Source organism: Shewanella sp. MBTL60-007, from assembly GCF_019654915.1.
Lineage (GTDB): Bacteria > Pseudomonadota > Gammaproteobacteria > Enterobacterales > Shewanellaceae > Shewanella.
The window spans coordinates 1-15,597 of the sequence record NZ_BPET01000002.1; the positions used below are offsets into that span (position 1 = coordinate 1).

General features: G+C 42.9%; 13 protein-coding genes. 7 read left to right on the forward strand and 6 right to left on the reverse strand.

Features of this window, described 5'->3' with window-relative positions:
• On the forward strand, positions 1–2,486 hold a 2,486-nt coding region (locus tag K5Q92_RS00680; RefSeq protein WP_220767133.1), incomplete at its 5' end, for a hypothetical protein.
• A gap of 69 nt (positions 2,487–2,555) precedes the next feature.
• Here K5Q92_RS00680 and K5Q92_RS00685 read toward each other — a convergent pair.
• The 3 genes from K5Q92_RS00685 to K5Q92_RS00695 all read right to left on the reverse strand — a co-directional run bounded on the left by K5Q92_RS00685 (position 2,556) and on the right by K5Q92_RS00695 (position 6,508).
• A complete protein-coding gene (locus K5Q92_RS00685) occupies positions 2,556–3,881 on the reverse strand; it encodes a site-specific integrase (RefSeq protein WP_220767134.1) in 1,326 nt (441 codons plus the stop codon).
• A 313-nt stretch (positions 3,882–4,194) separates the two neighbouring features.
• A complete protein-coding gene (locus K5Q92_RS00690) occupies positions 4,195–5,448 on the reverse strand; it encodes a dicarboxylate/amino acid:cation symporter (protein ID WP_220767135.1) in 1,254 nt (417 codons plus the stop codon).
• 364 nt (positions 5,449–5,812) lie between these two features.
• The gene (locus K5Q92_RS00695) at positions 5,813–6,508 is read right to left on the reverse strand and encodes a class I SAM-dependent methyltransferase (RefSeq protein ID WP_220767260.1); all 696 of its coding nucleotides are present in this window, start codon (positions 6,506–6,508) and stop codon (positions 5,813–5,815) included.
• Positions 6,509–6,843: 335 nt separating this feature from the next.
• Between K5Q92_RS00695 and K5Q92_RS00700 the strand changes: the two genes are divergently transcribed.
• Both K5Q92_RS00700 and K5Q92_RS00705 read left to right on the forward strand, forming a co-directional pair.
• Positions 6,844–7,323 carry a DUF2947 domain-containing protein gene (locus tag K5Q92_RS00700; RefSeq protein ID WP_220767136.1) on the forward strand — a complete coding sequence of 160 codons (480 nt, stop codon included), beginning with the start codon at positions 6,844–6,846 and terminating at the stop codon, positions 7,321–7,323.
• Between the two features lie 58 nt (positions 7,324–7,381).
• Positions 7,382–7,942, forward strand: coding sequence for a chalcone isomerase family protein (locus K5Q92_RS00705; protein ID WP_220767137.1), 561 nt, complete (start codon positions 7,382–7,384; stop codon positions 7,940–7,942).
• Positions 7,943–7,957: 15 nt separating this feature from the next.
• On the opposite strand, the gene K5Q92_RS00710 is transcribed toward K5Q92_RS00705, so the two are convergent.
• Together K5Q92_RS00710 and K5Q92_RS00715 are read right to left on the reverse strand one after the other, a co-directional pair.
• On the reverse strand, positions 7,958–8,854 hold the full coding sequence (locus tag K5Q92_RS00710) for a DUF6268 family outer membrane beta-barrel protein (RefSeq protein ID WP_220767138.1): 897 nt from the start codon (positions 8,852–8,854) through the stop codon (positions 7,958–7,960).
• A 174-nt stretch (positions 8,855–9,028) separates the two neighbouring features.
• On the reverse strand, positions 9,029–9,640 hold the full coding sequence (locus K5Q92_RS00715; RefSeq protein ID WP_220767139.1) for a TetR/AcrR family transcriptional regulator: 612 nt from the start codon (positions 9,638–9,640) through the stop codon (positions 9,029–9,031).
• Between the two features lie 200 nt (positions 9,641–9,840).
• Here K5Q92_RS00715 and K5Q92_RS00720 point away from each other — a divergent pair, with 200 nt between their 5' ends.
• Together K5Q92_RS00720 and K5Q92_RS00725 are read left to right on the forward strand one after the other, a co-directional pair.
• A complete protein-coding gene (locus K5Q92_RS00720; protein WP_220767140.1) occupies positions 9,841–10,953 on the forward strand; it encodes an efflux RND transporter periplasmic adaptor subunit in 1,113 nt (370 codons plus the stop codon).
• Between the two features lie 5 nt (positions 10,954–10,958).
• A complete protein-coding gene (locus tag K5Q92_RS00725; protein WP_220767141.1) occupies positions 10,959–14,051 on the forward strand; it encodes an efflux RND transporter permease subunit in 3,093 nt (1,030 codons plus the stop codon).
• On the opposite strand, the gene K5Q92_RS00730 is transcribed toward K5Q92_RS00725, so the two are convergent.
• Entirely contained in the window at positions 13,999–14,253 is a 255-nt protein-coding gene (locus K5Q92_RS00730; RefSeq protein WP_220767142.1) for a YdcH family protein, read from the reverse strand. The genes K5Q92_RS00725 and K5Q92_RS00730 overlap by 53 nt on opposite strands.
• 266 nt (positions 14,254–14,519) lie before the next feature.
• On the opposite strand from K5Q92_RS00730, the gene K5Q92_RS24515 reads away from it, so the two are divergent.
• Positions 14,520–14,714, forward strand: a complete 195-nt coding sequence (locus tag K5Q92_RS24515) for a 2Fe-2S iron-sulfur cluster binding domain-containing protein (RefSeq protein ID WP_220767143.1) — start codon at positions 14,520–14,522, stop codon at positions 14,712–14,714.
• Positions 14,715–14,823: 109 nt separating this feature from the next.
• Positions 14,824–15,576 (forward strand): DUF3865 domain-containing protein, encoded by a 753-nt coding sequence (locus K5Q92_RS00740; protein WP_220767144.1) that lies wholly within the window; start codon positions 14,824–14,826, stop codon positions 15,574–15,576.
• Positions 15,577–15,597 lie beyond the last annotated feature (21 nt).

Below are 15,597 nucleotides of genomic sequence, written 5' to 3' on the forward strand. Positions count from 1 at the left end.
ATTCGGTTGCCATTCGACTAAATGAAAGAGATGAGTCCGTACAGCTTGTTTCTAGCGATTTTACAGCCAATAAAGAGCATGAGATTGTTTCATTCATCTTAACTCGGATTCATGAACTATCAAGTATTCGTGATTTACATATTACTTCTCAAGATGTACTGAAAGAACAGTTGTCAAGGCTTCCAGATATTCAAAGGACGCAAGAAGCTATAGTAAGCCAAAAGCCTAAACAGTTAATTCTGTCTCAAGGGGTCTCTGACTCTAAAAGATATGAAGAGTTATTTAGGTCTTACGAGAAATATGAAGAAGAGTTAAAAGAAGTAAATCAGAGTATTGATAACCTAAACGAAGTAAAATGCTATATTCCAAGTTACTCAGTTGCAATGAAAGACTTAAACTCAGAGGCTGAATTACAAACTACTTTACACCATAATAAATTAGAGAAAGAAACGGCTTTATCTGGGCTAAAATTATCTGTTGAACAATATAATGAAAACTTAAATACGACTAATAGCAGGAAGCTTAGCTTAGAGTCGCTTCTTAATAGTTGCGGCACTATTTATTCAGATATATCCATCAATCAAGTTACTTTAGCTTTCTTAAATAGTGAACTAGCATCCAAAACTACGACTTTAAATGTAGACCGCGCGGATCATGATAGAGTAAAAGAAGATATATCAAAAATATCAAACTTTAAGGTAGATGCTAAAACTTTACTTACTGACGATACAAGTTTTCTAAAACTTGATTCAGGAATAGTTGATAGATTTCAGGAAATAAGTGGTAGATTAAAAACTTTAGACATAAAAGATAACAATATCCGTCGAACCCAAAGTGCTTTAACTCAGCAAGCAGGGGTAATAGAGCGACTTGTTGCCTTAGGACTAGACTACCTTGGCGAGAATTTGACCAACATTTGCCCTCTCTGCCAAGCTAAACACGGCTCTCCCAAAGATTTAAATTCTGCTATAACAGAGAATGATTTAGTTTCGAGTTTGATTAAAGATAATGCATATGATTTGGAGCAATTAAACACACAGAAACGGGAGTTGGAAGGACAACTCAATTTAATATTGACGGATGTTCTTCAGTGTCAGAGGCAAAGAGTCACTAAACTTCAGCAAAAATTGAATGCTCTAGGGCTGAAAATCTCTGAATTAGAAAATGATGAAAAAACACTTCAACTTCAGATTTCTCAGACTCAAAAATACATTGAAGAGTGTAAGGTAAAGGTATGGAGCCTTGAGCAGGATGAGCTTATACGCAGAATTACAGCTGAAATAGCCACTCTTGTAACAAATCAAAGTAATACTCTTGAGCTAATTAATACTGCAAACGCCACGATCAATACTATAGCACTAGAGTTACCTAGTATTAATGTTAAGTTACAGAATTCACAGTTAAAAGTAGCAAATATATCATCACAAGCGCATTACCAAAAAGTAAAAACCTTCTTGGAAAGCAATAATTTGCAATATATTAATTTGATTACGTTTTGCACTAATGAACTTGATAGGGACAGTAAAGAACAAATAGAATTGATTAAAAGGAGAGACAAAACTGTCCTTGACTGCAATACCCTTAAGACTAAAATGATGGAAGCTGGAAATTGGATTGATTTTCCGACTTTGAATAAACAGTATGCAGAGATATCTTTGAATCTTAACAATCTTGAGCACACGGTTAATTCTTTCTATGTCTCGCTTGAGAGCTCTTTAGGTAAAACAGTATCTAGAAGTGTGGAACTTACTAGAAATACAATTTCTGAATCTATTGATATCGAAGCCCAAAAAAGTAACTATTTGTCTTCAAAAATTAGCGACTTTAACCTTCTATTAGCTCAGCTAAAAGCCTTTAAACCATACCTTCAGAGTTTAACTCTAAGAGAAACACTCGTTGATGTAGAAAGCAGACTTGCTGAACATCTGAAAGTTGAAGGTATACTGTCTAAAGAACTCGAAACTATACTAGAGAACCTTAGTGAGCGCATCAAAGCCTTCTTTTATACTGACCTCATTAACTCAATTTATAGTAAGATCGACCCGCACCCTTCTTTTAAGAACGTTGAATTTATAGCTGACTTTGATGATACGGAACGTCCAAAGTTAAATATTCTTATTACAAACGATAGTGGAGACACTATTTCGCCTAATCTGTTTTTTAGCGCAGCTCAGTTAAATATTTTGAGTCTGAGTGTTTTTCTAGCAAGAGCTCTTCATGCCAAAGATGATAAGGGAGACCCATTAGATTTGATAATGATTGATGATCCCATCCAGTCAATGGATTCAATAAATGTGTTAGCCATGATTGATCTTTTGAGAAACGTTTCAGTTAAGTTTGATAAGCAGATTATAATCTCAACTCATGATGAAAACTTCTTTGGATTACTTCAACGAAAAATACCTTCAGAGATATTCAATTCAAAATTCATGAGGTTAGAAAGTTTTGGTGTGGTTGCTGAAATGGATTCAAAAGCTATTTTTTAGAAATGTACCATTTAAAACAAGAGCAATATCTCTAAGTATTGCTCTTAGATTAAATTCAACATACTCAAATTAATCAAGTGTTAGGTTTAGTTTGAAATTTTTAAACAGCTCTCTCCTCTCCTCCTCTGAGAGCTGTTCTATCTCCTTCACTAGCTTATCCACCTTCGACTCAACCACATTCAATCCCATAAGCTCTGCGGTGGTAATACCAAGCTCTGCCCTTACCTGCTCAACATCTAAATGAGCATAGGTGCTGGCAGTAATACTGATATCGCTATGACCTAGCAGTTTACTGGTCATCTGAATGTTACCGCCGCGCATCACGCTCCAACTGGCAATGGTTCGCCGCAGATCATGAATAGTGACGTTTTGCTCCTTCTCATCACTACGCAGGCCAGCTCTTTCGGTTATGCGCCACCAAAAGCTGCCCTTACCTGATTTCTCGGTGATGTGACCTGTAAGACTGCGACTAGCAGGGAAAACGTATTTTTCGCCTCGCTCGGCTTGTGCACTTCGGCGTTTAAGAATATCCATCACCTCAACCGTTAATGGCACTGCATGAGGTCTTTTGGCCTTCATTTTACTGGTTGGAATTATCCAAACACCGCGCTCATGATCCACTTCGCGCCACTCCATACTGAATACACAGCTTTTACGTTGACCAGTCAGCAGTAGTAACTTAATCACATCTTGATAGATCTGCTCTTCATGATTGAGGGCTTCGAGCAGGTTTTTAACTTCAAGCTTGGTAAGCACACGTTCGCGTTTTACATCTGCGAGTTTTTTGATCTTGGTAAAGGGATTGGGTTCTTGTTCGTTAAACATCGATTTCATTAACGACAGGCATTTATTGCGGATTGGTACCGATTTACTAATGAGGATTTTTTTAAGTAGGTTATTGGCATCGAGTGGGCTTATATCACCAACTTGCAGCTCGGCAACTCTAGGTTGAAGATGGGCTTTCCAGAGTGACTGAATATCACGTAAGGATTTTGGTCGCCGTTCATTGGTCTTAACTTTTAACTTAAACTCGACCTCAAACACATCGAAAAGCTCTTGAACCGTCATAGACAACTCGCGTTCTAGTTCGGCTTCTCGCTTTTGTTCACGCTTAGCCTCGTTAGGATTAACGCCCTCAGAAAGCTCAACTGCAGTTTGTTTTGCTAGCTTTCTGGCGTTCTCAATCGTGAGGTTAGGAAACTCACCAAAAGTAACTGAAACGTCCCGTCCTAATCGCTTGCGGCGAAAGCGAAAAAACTTGCTGCCTGAGGGCATTATCTCAAGAATGAGCCCTTTTACAGAGTCTCTTTGGTTAGCATCTTGAATTCTATACCTTTTTTCAAGAGGCTCTAACTGCTCGAAACAACGTTTTGTGAAACTAATTTCTTTATCCATAAAGACTTAACCTCGAATCCTGTGCCGCCTATGTGCCGCCATAGGAGATAGTTTTTATCAATTTACAGTAATTTTCATTAAAGTCAAAAATCAAAATACTCATGTAAGATATTGATAAATAAAGATTCGTTAACTTTCGTCAATTTTGGTTAATGTCGCCAATCCTCGCCTGTGGGGAGACCATATACACTTCTTAGTATATGCAACTCATTAGCGTGTCATTGCCAGTAAAAACCGTTTCACCTCTGTATCCATTTATATTCGCAATATTTCATCCGTGCGATTTTCTCACCAGCTCTGAATCAAATACTGCCTAGCTTCGTTGCCACTTATCGACCACCAGCGCGGCAATAATATCGCCCTCAACGTTGACTGCGGTGCGGAAGGTATCCAGAGGCCTTTCAATAATCAGCAAGATCGCGATAGCTTCTAGTGGGATCCCTGCTGCCAGTAGAACCAGTTGCATTCCCGACATTGAGCCTGATGGCATGCCAGGTGCGCCGATTGAAGACACCATGGCCATGATAAAGATCATCACGATGCCTGTTGTGGTCAGATCCACGCCAAACAGTTGAGCTAGAAAAATTGCGGCAACGCCTTCAAACAGGGCTGTGCCGTCCATGTTCATCACAGAGCCGAGTGGCAACACCATGCTGCTTGTGCTTGGCGAAACGCCAAGCTCCTCGGCACTTTTCATCGACAGTGGTAAGGTTGCCGCACTCGATGAAGTGGCAAAGGCCATGGCTAACGGCGCGCTAATCCCTTTGAACAAGGTGATGAATTTTATTCCGGTGAGTAGCTTAGCTAAGCTAGGTAACACTATTAAACCGTGCAGCATAGTCAATGCGAAAACCAATAGAGCAAACATTGCTAATTGGCTAAATAAAGCGGTACTGCCTTTAAGGGAAAACTCCAGCACAATGGCGAAGATGGCGAGTGGAGACAATTTAATAATACCGCCCACCATAGTGTTGATGCCTTTGTTCAGGCCGGAGATCACCTCAAACAACGGATGCTTTTCAGGTAGCGCGGTTAATAACGATATCCCCATCATAAAAGAAAACACCACCACCGCCAGTAGGTTTCCGCCCGCGATGGCTGCAACCGGGTTAACGAGCGCCATATTCAATAGCTTAGTGGCAATCGCACCGCCACTTGCTGCTTGCTCACCGATTAACGTGGCCCCTTCAGCCAACGGGACGGCTTGGGTTAGCGGCTGCCAAGCTGGCAGTAATAAAGATGCCCCTAACCCCAAAGATACCGCGATCATAGTGGTAAAGGTGTAAAATGCTAATGTGCGCCCGCCTAAGCTTTTAAGCTTAGCGATTGCGCCTATGTTACTGATCCCCTCGATAAGCGATAGCATCACCATAATGCCGACGACCATCTTCAATAAACCGATATACACGGTTTTACCCAGCATTAAAAACTGATACCAAGCTTGCTGTTCAACGTCGGTTATAACGATGGTGGGAGCAACAGAGGTTAGCGAGGTAGCCAATAGCCAGGCAGCGCCTGCAGCCAAGACCAACTGCAGTGGCAAAGAGCCGCGAACTTTATTCCACATGAGGCGTTTCCAAATTAACTTAACGGGTTTGGCAGCTACGAGCTAATGCTCTATAGCGACGAGAGTTAGGGTTAAACAATTGACGAATAGCTAGTCAATCGCGATTCGATCTTTTGCGTACCTAATAGCTGAGTCTGGGGGGCGGGATTATAGGGAATAACGATAAATTGATAATTATCTGATTTGGTAATTAACTATTACCTGCTGGTAATAATTAATTTTTGAGGATAGAAGGCACCGAACGTTGGATTAAATACTTGGTAGCATCAGTATCATTGTTCGGTCACTGGTGTGTTTGATCCAATGATACTGATTTATCATCTAAGCTCTCAACTTCCTATGCTGATTAGTAGAAGCATCGCAATTAGATTTTTACGCAGGCAAATATAGCATTACCTGAGACGCCGTCCCAAGGCATTAGCCTGTCATAATCATGCTCTAAAATATGCACTTCAAAGTAAGGTTGCAGCAACAATTTAAGCTCGGAAAAACCGACGGCCACCATTGGATGTTCATCTTGCCAAGACTGAGTGACACCCGCTGTGGTTTTTTCAATACTTAGCTTCAATGCTTGCTTTTCACCGTCTCCCGAGTAATACCAACCTGAGCTAAACACAAACTTACTGTCTTCATGACTCGCGCTATGACTCACCACTGAGCTGTTATCTATTCTGCTCTTTTTTACTGCGTTAAAACAGAACATGCCGCCAGGGTTGAGCGCGGCATGAGCACTCCTAATACACTCTTTGAGCTTTTCTATACCATCACTGTAATGTATTGAGTAGAGAAAACAGGTGATAAGATCTAATGGCTCATCAACCGTAAAGTTAGCCATATCGTGGCAAATGAACTCGGCTTCAGGACAACGTAGCTTAGCGATATCCAACATCGGCTGATTGATATCGAGACCGCTACTTTGGTAGCCATTTTCAATAAAATATTGAACATGGGGTCCAGTACCACAAGCCAAGTCTAGATGGCGAATGCCTCTATTACCGAACAGTTGATGCAGGCGACGAATACAGTCACTCTGGGCTCGATAATTAATATCAGCACACATTAAATCATAATAACCTGATAGGTCGGTGTATAAGGCGTTGGTTTGCGTTGCAAGCAAGGGGGTTTACCGTGAATTTTTTGGGTGGCGCATACTATACTAATTGCCGCTATTTGCGAAGCAGATAAATTCATCATTTGAGGATTTCCTGAGCTGGGCAGCTTTATTATCCGACTCACCTTGTGTATCTATTGATTATAATTACAAAAACCTTTAGAACGGCGCTTTGTGCCCTTTTCATCCTCCTTAGTTTTATTTCCCAAAAACAAAGCGGGTACGTATAATACCGCTCACGTTTAATTAGCAGTAAATATTTCGAACACTCTGGAGATCATCGCTTGGCACATACTTATATTCCATTTGAACAGTACAAACGTAAATGGATTTTTAATCATAAAGATCTTCCGGTTAGTGATGAAGATAAGGCACTGATCCATCCCCTAGATCAGAAGTCATCGATGGAAGTTTGGAATAAGTGGATTAGCAACAAAAGTAGTCGCACAGAACAGTTTACTAAAGGTGACTGGGCAGCCAAAGACAGTGCGTGGGCGGTAACCGAACATTGGCAAAGCGCTTGGGATAGCGAAGATCCAGCTCTACCAGAAGGCTTTAGCGAGCACTTCGGTTGGGCCGATGAGGCAAGCGTTTATTTCTGCTACGAAAAATATCAAGTCATTGAGACTCGCTGGGACGTATTTGTTCGGAACTGGAAGTGCTTCCTATTCTTCGATGATGGCCCGTTGCTGATCTCACCAAAACAAAAACAAGCCGCGATCTTCCATCAAAGTGGTCAATTTCAGCTAGGTTCACGTGGGTAACTCTTACACTGTTTACTAAAGCCAAACGTGAGCTTTTTTCTATTACTATGAGGTTTTTATGAAGTCCCTCTCTACCCTACTACTCGCTTCAAGCGTCCTGTTATCATCGTCATTACAGGCTAAAGAAGTGTCTGGCGTACAACTTGCCGATTCTGTACAGCTTGAAAATCAAACACTGCAACTTAATGGCGCAGGTGTGCGCAGTAAGTTCTTTATCGATCTTTATGTTGGTAGCTTATACGTACCAACACACCTAGATACAGCACAGGCTGTTATTGATGCGCCGAGTGCGGCAGTGCGTCTGAACATCACTTCAGGCATGATCACCGCCGATAAGATGAAAGATGCCATCACCGAAGGCTTTGATGATGCAACTGACGGTAATACTGCACCGATTGCTGCAAAAATTGAGCAATTCATGGGGCTATTTAGCGCAGAGATTGTTGAAGGCGATCAATTTACCCTGCTGGCAGATAAAGCAACGGGTGTCACCGCTTATAAGAACGGCCAAGCACAAGCGACAATTGCAGGTGAAGAGTTCCGTCAAGCACTGCTTAAAATCTGGTTAGGTGCAGAGCCTGCTCAGGAAAGCTTAAAAGATGCCATGCTTGGCAAGTAAAGCATTAGCCTTTAACTAGAACCTTATCGTCACATCCAGGGCCGCAGCGCCCTGGTTATCGATATCCTCAGTTGTGTGTTGTGGATTAAGCTCTAACTCACCATTGAAGAAGTATCCCCCATAGGCGCTAAAACTCACCGACCGCGACATATCCCAACCGACTCTAACAAAACCCACCCATTCCTCTATCTCAGCCGTTACCTCGTCATCGGCAATTAAAAAGCGATTTGTACGTTTGGAAGTACCAATGCCCATATTCCAGTCAGAACTTAACTGATAACTCAGCTCTAGACCGGCCGGCCCACTAAAGCCTGCAGAGAAGGGGTTACCTAAAGATAGTTTATCGGTAATACGCCAATTGACGGCAATAAAAGGCACGGTTCTCACCTCATCGATATCGTTAAGGTAGGCCGCACCAAAGCCCAGCATATTGCCGGAATCAAATCGGTACATACCCGAAAGCACGACACCATAACTCTGCGCGTTACTCGATGATGCCGTATCTGCGTAGGCATATTGCAGCTTAGGAGCGAGAATAAACATCCAGTTTTTATTGGGCCGGTAAGAAACCGAGAGGCTAGCCCTATAGCGCTCAATCTTTTCCCATGCTTGAGTTGTATTACTTACGGTTGGCGAGCGCCAATCATAATCTAAATTATCATATCCAATTCCAGCACCTATCGACCATTGCCTATTAAGGGGCATGCTTGCTTTAGCATCAAACATCCACTGATCACGCTGTAACTCATTGCCCTCATCGCCAACGGATGCATTACCTGTCGTTATTCGAGAAACACCTAAACTAAACGGACTCGACCTGTTGGAAGGTTTTGCCTCTGGCTTGGCAATAACATTCGGCACAATAACCAAACTCGATATAGCAAGGATACTCATAAGCAAAGGCTTTTTCATCAAGCTAACTCCATTAGCAAAAGCTATAAATTAATTTTAGTTATCCCAATCAGTATAAAGATATGCTACCTCAGGTGTTGATTGGTATTTCTTTAGCTTACGTTTAAAAATTTCCTCTGGATCAATCTAGTACATAACAAATCAAAAAAGAGCCTTTAGCTTGTCTCAATTGCCTTAAACCTTATATGCCCGTAAGAACATCTCTACAGTGTCGTTAATATATTGCTCTCGAGTATCGAGAAGATCGCTGACGTCCAAACCAAGATCGAGTCGCATACGCATCTCTCCGAAAATCATCAAACAAAGTCGCACGGCGCAATGATGTGGGTTTGCGAAGTGATATACACCCAGCTCAGACACGCGGGCTAAATAATCTCTCAATAATCCTAAAATATGCTGTGGGCCGGCACTATAAAACAACTCAGAGATCTCAGGATGCGAGTCAGCTTGGGCGACGCAAGCCTTAAACACAGTTACCGCTTCGGGGCTTGTGATCACCTCTCCAAAATGTTTTGCAAATAGCATCACGCTCTCTTCAGGAAGCGAGGGATCGGAGAAAACGTCTTGATTAACACCATGAATTAAACACTTGGACTCAATCGATGCCACAAATAGGTCATCTTTACAGCCAAAATGTGAATACACGGTTTGTTTTGACACCCCAGCTAGTTTTGCCACTTCATCCATACTGGTATTAGGAAAGCCCTGCTCGCAAAATAGCTGTTTTGCAGCCTGTAGGATCTGTTCACGCTTCTGCTCACTGCGACTCAATACTGGTGAATCCATAACGGGCCCCACTCCTACCTTTTGCCAATGCCAATTACCAAGATGCTATTTAAGCATAAAAGAAACTACTCAGTCTATTTAGACTAAGTCAGACCAAATTAGACTAGACAGTCTAGTTTTACAACACTAGACTAACAAGTCTAGTTAACAATTTATTTACTCCAAAGACACTTTTGAATTAACAATACAGGCTAAACATAATGGATATTATGCGCGTCATCACTCATCGCAAACTGCTTATAGGCTTAGTGGCAGTCTCTTTTTTGCCAGCATGTCAAGACTCAGCCGTTGAGCAGCCTGTCACGATCAGTTATCAATCTGTTAATTCTGAACGGTTGATGTTTGAGGATAACTATCAATTCAACCAAGTGTTTTCAGGCACAATTCGAGCGGGTAATACCACAGGGATAGGTTTTGAATTAGCCGGAAAAATAGAGGCTCTCGCAGTCGATAGTGGTGATAACGTTAATCAAGGTCAACTGCTTGCAAAGCTCGATACGCGGTTATTGATGGCACAAAAAAATGAATTAACCGCCAGCCTCACACAGAACAAGGCCGACTTAGATTTAGCTAAGGCCACTTTAGACAGAAGCCTAGGCCTGCAAAAGCAAGGTTATGTCTCTGAGCAGCAACTTGATGAGTTAAAAGGACAACTCAATAGCTTACAAGCGGCGAAAACGCGCTTACATGCCTCGCTATTAGCCAATCAGTTAAAAATTGAAAAGTCTGATTTACTCGCCCCGTTTGACGGCATCATAAGTAAGCGTAGCCATAACTTAGGTGAGGTGATTGATGTTGGCAGCCCTGTCTACACCATTATTGAGCATAATAACGTGCAGGCTTATATCGGCGTCCCAGTACAGATAGCGAATAACCTAACATCCGGTCAGCAGGTCGACTTAAGGGTACGACAGCAGCATTATCGAGCCACTATCGCCGGCATCGGTGCCGAGCTCAACCCAGTGACTCGCACAGTAGAGCTAAGGGTGACTCTTCCTCAAAATGCTCAAGTGATAAACGGTGAGTTAAGCTATCTCTATTACAATAAGACGATTAGCAGCCAAGGTTATTGGGTGCCCCTTAGCGCCTTAACCGATGGCGTACGCGGACTGTGGAACATCTACGTGCTTAAGCAATCGGATGATACTCTTTATACACTCGAGCGCCGCGATGTCGAGATTATCTACACCGCTAAAGACAAAGCCTTCATTAATGGTGCTATCGCCCCAAATGAACAGTATGTTTCACAGGGCCTACATAAACTAGTCGCAGGTCAGCTAGTGACTAAACAGACTCAACTCGCGACGAGGTAAGAGAGATGGTTAAGTCATTAGTGGAAAACGGCCGACTGATAAGCTTAGTGATAGCCCTGCTGATCGTTGCAGGTTTTGGCGCGATTTCCAGCCTTCCACGTATGGAAGATCCTGAGATCACTAATCGCTTTGCCTCGGTGATCACTCACTACCCAGGCGCCTCGGCTGAGCGAGTCGAAGCCTTGGTCACCGAGGTGCTTGAGAGCGAGCTTAGGCGTCTCGAGGAGTTAAAGCTGGTGCAATCAACCTCTAGGCCAGGGATCTCCGTTATCCAGCTAGAGTTAAAAGATGATGTCACCGACACAGCCCCGGTGTGGTCCAGAGCCAGAGATCTGATAGCCGATGCTAAAGGCCTATTACCACCATCATCGCAAAACTCGACATTAGATGACCAACTCGGTTATGCCAACACCGCCATTCTCGCCGTTGCTTGGCGCGACGGTAGCCTTGTGCGTACCGACATGCTGAATCGCTATGCCAAAGAGTTACAGAGTCGACTTCGGCTACTCAGTGGTACTGACTTCGTTAGCCTTTACGGCCAACCTGCAGAGGAGATCTTGGTCCAGCTCGATGGCAACAAAGTCAATCAACTAGGGCTATCAGCGCAAACTATTGCACAGATCCTGCAAAATGCAGACGCTAAGGTCTCCGCCGGCGAGATCAACAACGATGACTTTCGTGCGCTAGTAGAAGTATCGGGAGAGCTCGACTCTATTAGCCGAATAAGCCAAGTTCCACTAAAAGTCACCGCCGATGGCCAGATTATTCGCCTAGCCGATATCGCTGCCATTAGCCGACAGCCAAAACAGCCGGCTAACAGCATAGCTGTTATCGATCAACAGCAAGGTGTAATGGTCGCAGCGAGAATGCTCAGTAATACCCGAGTGGATCTCTGGCTTGAGCAGGTCAGACACGCTGTCGATGAACTGCAAGCTAGCGTTCCTGCCAACATCGAAATTCAGTGGCTATTCGACCAAGAGGGTTACACCACAGAAAGGCTTAGTAATTTAATCGGCAGCTTATTACTGGGCTTTGTGATCATCTTAGCCGTATTGATGCTGACCCTAGGCCTGAGAAATGCCGTTATCGTATCGCTGTCTTTACCGCTAACCGCGCTATTCACCTTAGCCTGCATGAAATATATCGGCTTACCTATCCATCAGATGTCGGTCACAGGTCTAGTGGTTGCCTTAGGGATAATGGTCGATAACGCCATTGTTATCGTCGATGCCATTTCTCAGCGCCGTCAAAGAGGGATGAATAGACTCGATGCGGTAAAGCAGACCCTTGAACACCTTTGGCTCCCCCTAGCTGGCTCAACCATTACCACCATGCTCGCCTTTGCGCCTATTGTATTGATGCCGGGAGCTGCGGGGGAATTTGTTGGCGGCATCGCTATCTCGGTGATGTTTGCGCTATTAGGCTCATTTATCATCTCGCACACCCTCATTGCTGGGCTCGCCGGGCGCTTTGGCGTCGATGGTAAAGGCACACATTGGTACCATCACGGCATCAACTTGCCCCTAATGAGTAACGCCTTTAGAAAAACACTCGCTCTTGCCCTGTCTAGGCCACTCATTGCTGCCATTGTCATCGGCGTGTTACCTGTCATGGGCTTTATCGCTGCAGGTAAAATGACCGAGCAATTTTTCCCGCCTTCTGACAGAGACATGTTCCAAATAGAGGTCTACCTCGCGCCTCATGCCAGCATTGAGAAGACTAAGTTACAGGTCGACCTGATAGATAACCACCTACGAGCCGTAGCAGGTATAAATCGTATCGACTGGGTCGTTGGCGGCAATGCCCCCTCTTTTTACTACAACCTGCTTCAACGTCAACAAGGTGCCAGCAATTACGCTCAAGCAATGGTGAAAGTTGATGATTTTGCCACAGCCAATAGACTCATTCCCCAATTGCAGGTTGAGTTGGATAAAACCTACCCTGATGCACAAATCATCGTACGTAAGCTGGAGCAAGGCCCGCCATTTAACGCTCCGGTTGAGGTGCGGATCTTTGGTCCCAACCTTGATCAACTCAAGCTACTTGGCGAGCAGGTACGTAAGGTATTATCTGACACTCAGGATGTTATCCATACCCGCGCGACTCTTAGCGCAGGCGCTCCTAAGGTTTGGCTGCAGATAAATGAAGACGCCAGTCTGATGAGCGGGCTAAGTTTAACCGATATCGCTAAGCAGGTAGAGATGGCGACCACAGGCATTAATGGTGGTAGTGTTTTAGAGCAGACAGAATCTCTCCCCGTCCGAGTAAGGCTTAGCGATAGCACCCGCGAAGAGCAAACGAAACTGTCGGCAATTACGCTTATCTCAAGCCAAGGCAAGGGGATCCCACTATCGGCTATCTCCACCAGCGAAATAGAGGTTAGCCGCGGCGCAATTCCGAGGCGAGATGGGCAGCGCGTTAATACAATTGAAGCCTATATCACCTCAGGAGTACTACCCCAAACGGTAGTCGACAGTGCCAATGAGGCACTGGCTGGCATACAACTCCCTAGCGGTTATCGCATTGAACTTGGCGGCGAAAGCGCTAAACGCAATGAGGCTGTAGGTAACCTAATGTCTAATCTGGTGCTAGTGGTGACCCTATTACTGGCCACAGTTGTGTTGTCTTTTAACTCATTTAGGCTCACTGGCATTATTTTGTTTAGCGCATTGCAATCGGCAGGACTTGGCTTGCTTGCAGTCTATAGCTTTGGTTATCCGTTTGGCTTTACCGTAATTATCGGTTTACTTGGATTGATGGGACTTGCGATTAACGCCGCCATTGTCATTTTGGCTGAACTTGAACAGACACCAAAGACGCGTGCGGGTGATACTCAAATGATAGTGGAGTTAGTAACAAGCTGCGGCCGCCATATCGGTTCGACCACCATAACCACCATAGGTGGCTTCCTGCCTTTAATTATTGCTGGAGGCGGATTCTGGCCTCCCTTTGCAATAGCGATCGCAGGCGGAACTCTGCTCACAACCTTACTATCGCTAGTGTGGGTGCCAACCATGTATCACTTAATTATGGGTGCGAAAAAAACTAGCTCGGCAATTTCGAGTGGGCAACTAACTGCTGATACAACTGGTCTTTAAGCGCTGCCCGCTCGGCTTTTAATTCAATAAAGTGTTCATCACTGATGGGCACTTCATTGTTTTCTAAGCCTCGAATTTGATGATCGAGTTGATGATAGCGTTTTGCCATTTTACAAAATGCACTATTGGTCGATTTAAGCTCAATAATTGCGGCCAAATACTCAGGAAACTCTTGGGTTAATAAGTGGTTTTCGCCCAACATATGCCTTCTCCTTTGTGTTTTATTGCCATTATAGCTATTGTCATTGCCCTTATCTATCACAGTTTAATATTTAAAAGGTGAAGATTTCCATTAAGAGCGAACACTTCTAGACCTATATCAATTCTTTTTTTCAGTAAATCAATGAGATTGAACTTATCTAAAAAAGAGTTGAATTAAATATAAAAGTTTATTCGCTTTGCAAAGGGCAATACTGTAAAGTGTTCAAGTTAAACTTCAAACTGTTTAATAATCGAAAGCAATTACCCATGAATATAAGTATACATAAGATATATTCTCATACTGGTGAGTTTGTTTGCGAAGCAAAAAGTAACGAAACCGTTCTCAATTCATTACTTAACGCCAACATATTTCCGAACTTTTCCTGTGGTTCTGGTCGTTGCGGCCAATGTAAGATGACCATTAATAAAGGAAAGGTAGAATATAATCTTACTACACTGTAAAAGAACAAGTTTATGATAATGAGATTCTAATATGTGCGGTTTTACCTAAGTCCGATTTAGAGCTCGTATTGTCAATCTAATATACGTTAACAACATCAAAGGAATGAATATGTTTACTGTATTTAATGAAAAAAACACTAAGCTCTTTTCTTCTATAAAAGAAAATGCATCCGTGATAGCCGACAATGTTCTTCTTCTAAATTGGAAAGTCTATCCAGACAAGATTAATTATGAATCGTTTTGTATTTTCGTGAATAACCTACAACAATGGCTAGCTCCGACAGCATACAGATTATCTTTAGGTCTTAATCTGCTTCAAAATGAATCTGACCCTAAGTTTTCATCTGTAGTTGATGCTTTTGAACATAATATTGATGATGAATCTGGCGAAAGAGATATTGACCGTTCTCATGCTAAACTTTTTATTGATTCTTGCGAAACGACTTCTCAAGTTCTATACGGCAAATCGCTGCAACTCTCAAACTCACAACTCACTATTGAAACAATAAATTTACACAAACAGTCTACTTCACTTTTCAATAGCAATACATATAGAATGTTAGGTGCATCTGTTGCTCAAGAAACCCACGCATTGCCACAATTAGAAAATTTATATGCTGGACTATGTAAAGTTCGCGATAAGTTCAATGACAATGAGTGGTTTAAAGCTACAGAATTTTATGATATCCACCTAGATGGCACAGAAGCCAGACATGCCGAAGACTTAAATAAAACAATCTGGGAAATAATTGATAATGAAGAAAAAATGAATGAGTTTAAGCAAGGAAGCCAAGAATTTTTTGTTTTACTGAATAACTATTGGAACAAGCTTAACATCGCTGTTTCAGCTCAGTGTGTTTGATGTGCGTTGTAACATCATCAA

Coding starts and splice junctions, on each gene's coding strand:
- K5Q92_RS00685 (WP_220767134.1), bottom strand. CDS start 3,881: ATGGATAAAGAAATTAGTTTCACAAAACGTTGTTTCGAGCAGTTAGAG.
- K5Q92_RS00740 (WP_220767144.1), top strand. CDS start 14,824: ATGTTTACTGTATTTAATGAAAAAAACACTAAGCTCTTTTCTTCTATA.
- K5Q92_RS00710 (WP_220767138.1), bottom strand. CDS start 8,854: ATGAAAAAGCCTTTGCTTATGAGTATCCTTGCTATATCGAGTTTGGTT.
- K5Q92_RS00705 (WP_220767137.1), top strand. CDS start 7,382: ATGAAGTCCCTCTCTACCCTACTACTCGCTTCAAGCGTCCTGTTATCA.
- K5Q92_RS00725 (WP_220767141.1), top strand. CDS start 10,959: ATGGTTAAGTCATTAGTGGAAAACGGCCGACTGATAAGCTTAGTGATA.
- K5Q92_RS00720 (WP_220767140.1), top strand. CDS start 9,841: ATGGATATTATGCGCGTCATCACTCATCGCAAACTGCTTATAGGCTTA.
- K5Q92_RS00690 (WP_220767135.1), bottom strand. CDS start 5,448: ATGTGGAATAAAGTTCGCGGCTCTTTGCCACTGCAGTTGGTCTTGGCT.
- K5Q92_RS00730 (WP_220767142.1), bottom strand. CDS start 14,253: ATGTTGGGCGAAAACCACTTATTAACCCAAGAGTTTCCTGAGTATTTG.
- K5Q92_RS24515 (WP_220767143.1), top strand. CDS start 14,520: ATGAATATAAGTATACATAAGATATATTCTCATACTGGTGAGTTTGTT.
- K5Q92_RS00695 (WP_220767260.1), bottom strand. CDS start 6,508: ATGTGTGCTGATATTAATTATCGAGCCCAGAGTGACTGTATTCGTCGC.
- K5Q92_RS00715 (WP_220767139.1), bottom strand. CDS start 9,640: ATGGATTCACCAGTATTGAGTCGCAGTGAGCAGAAGCGTGAACAGATC.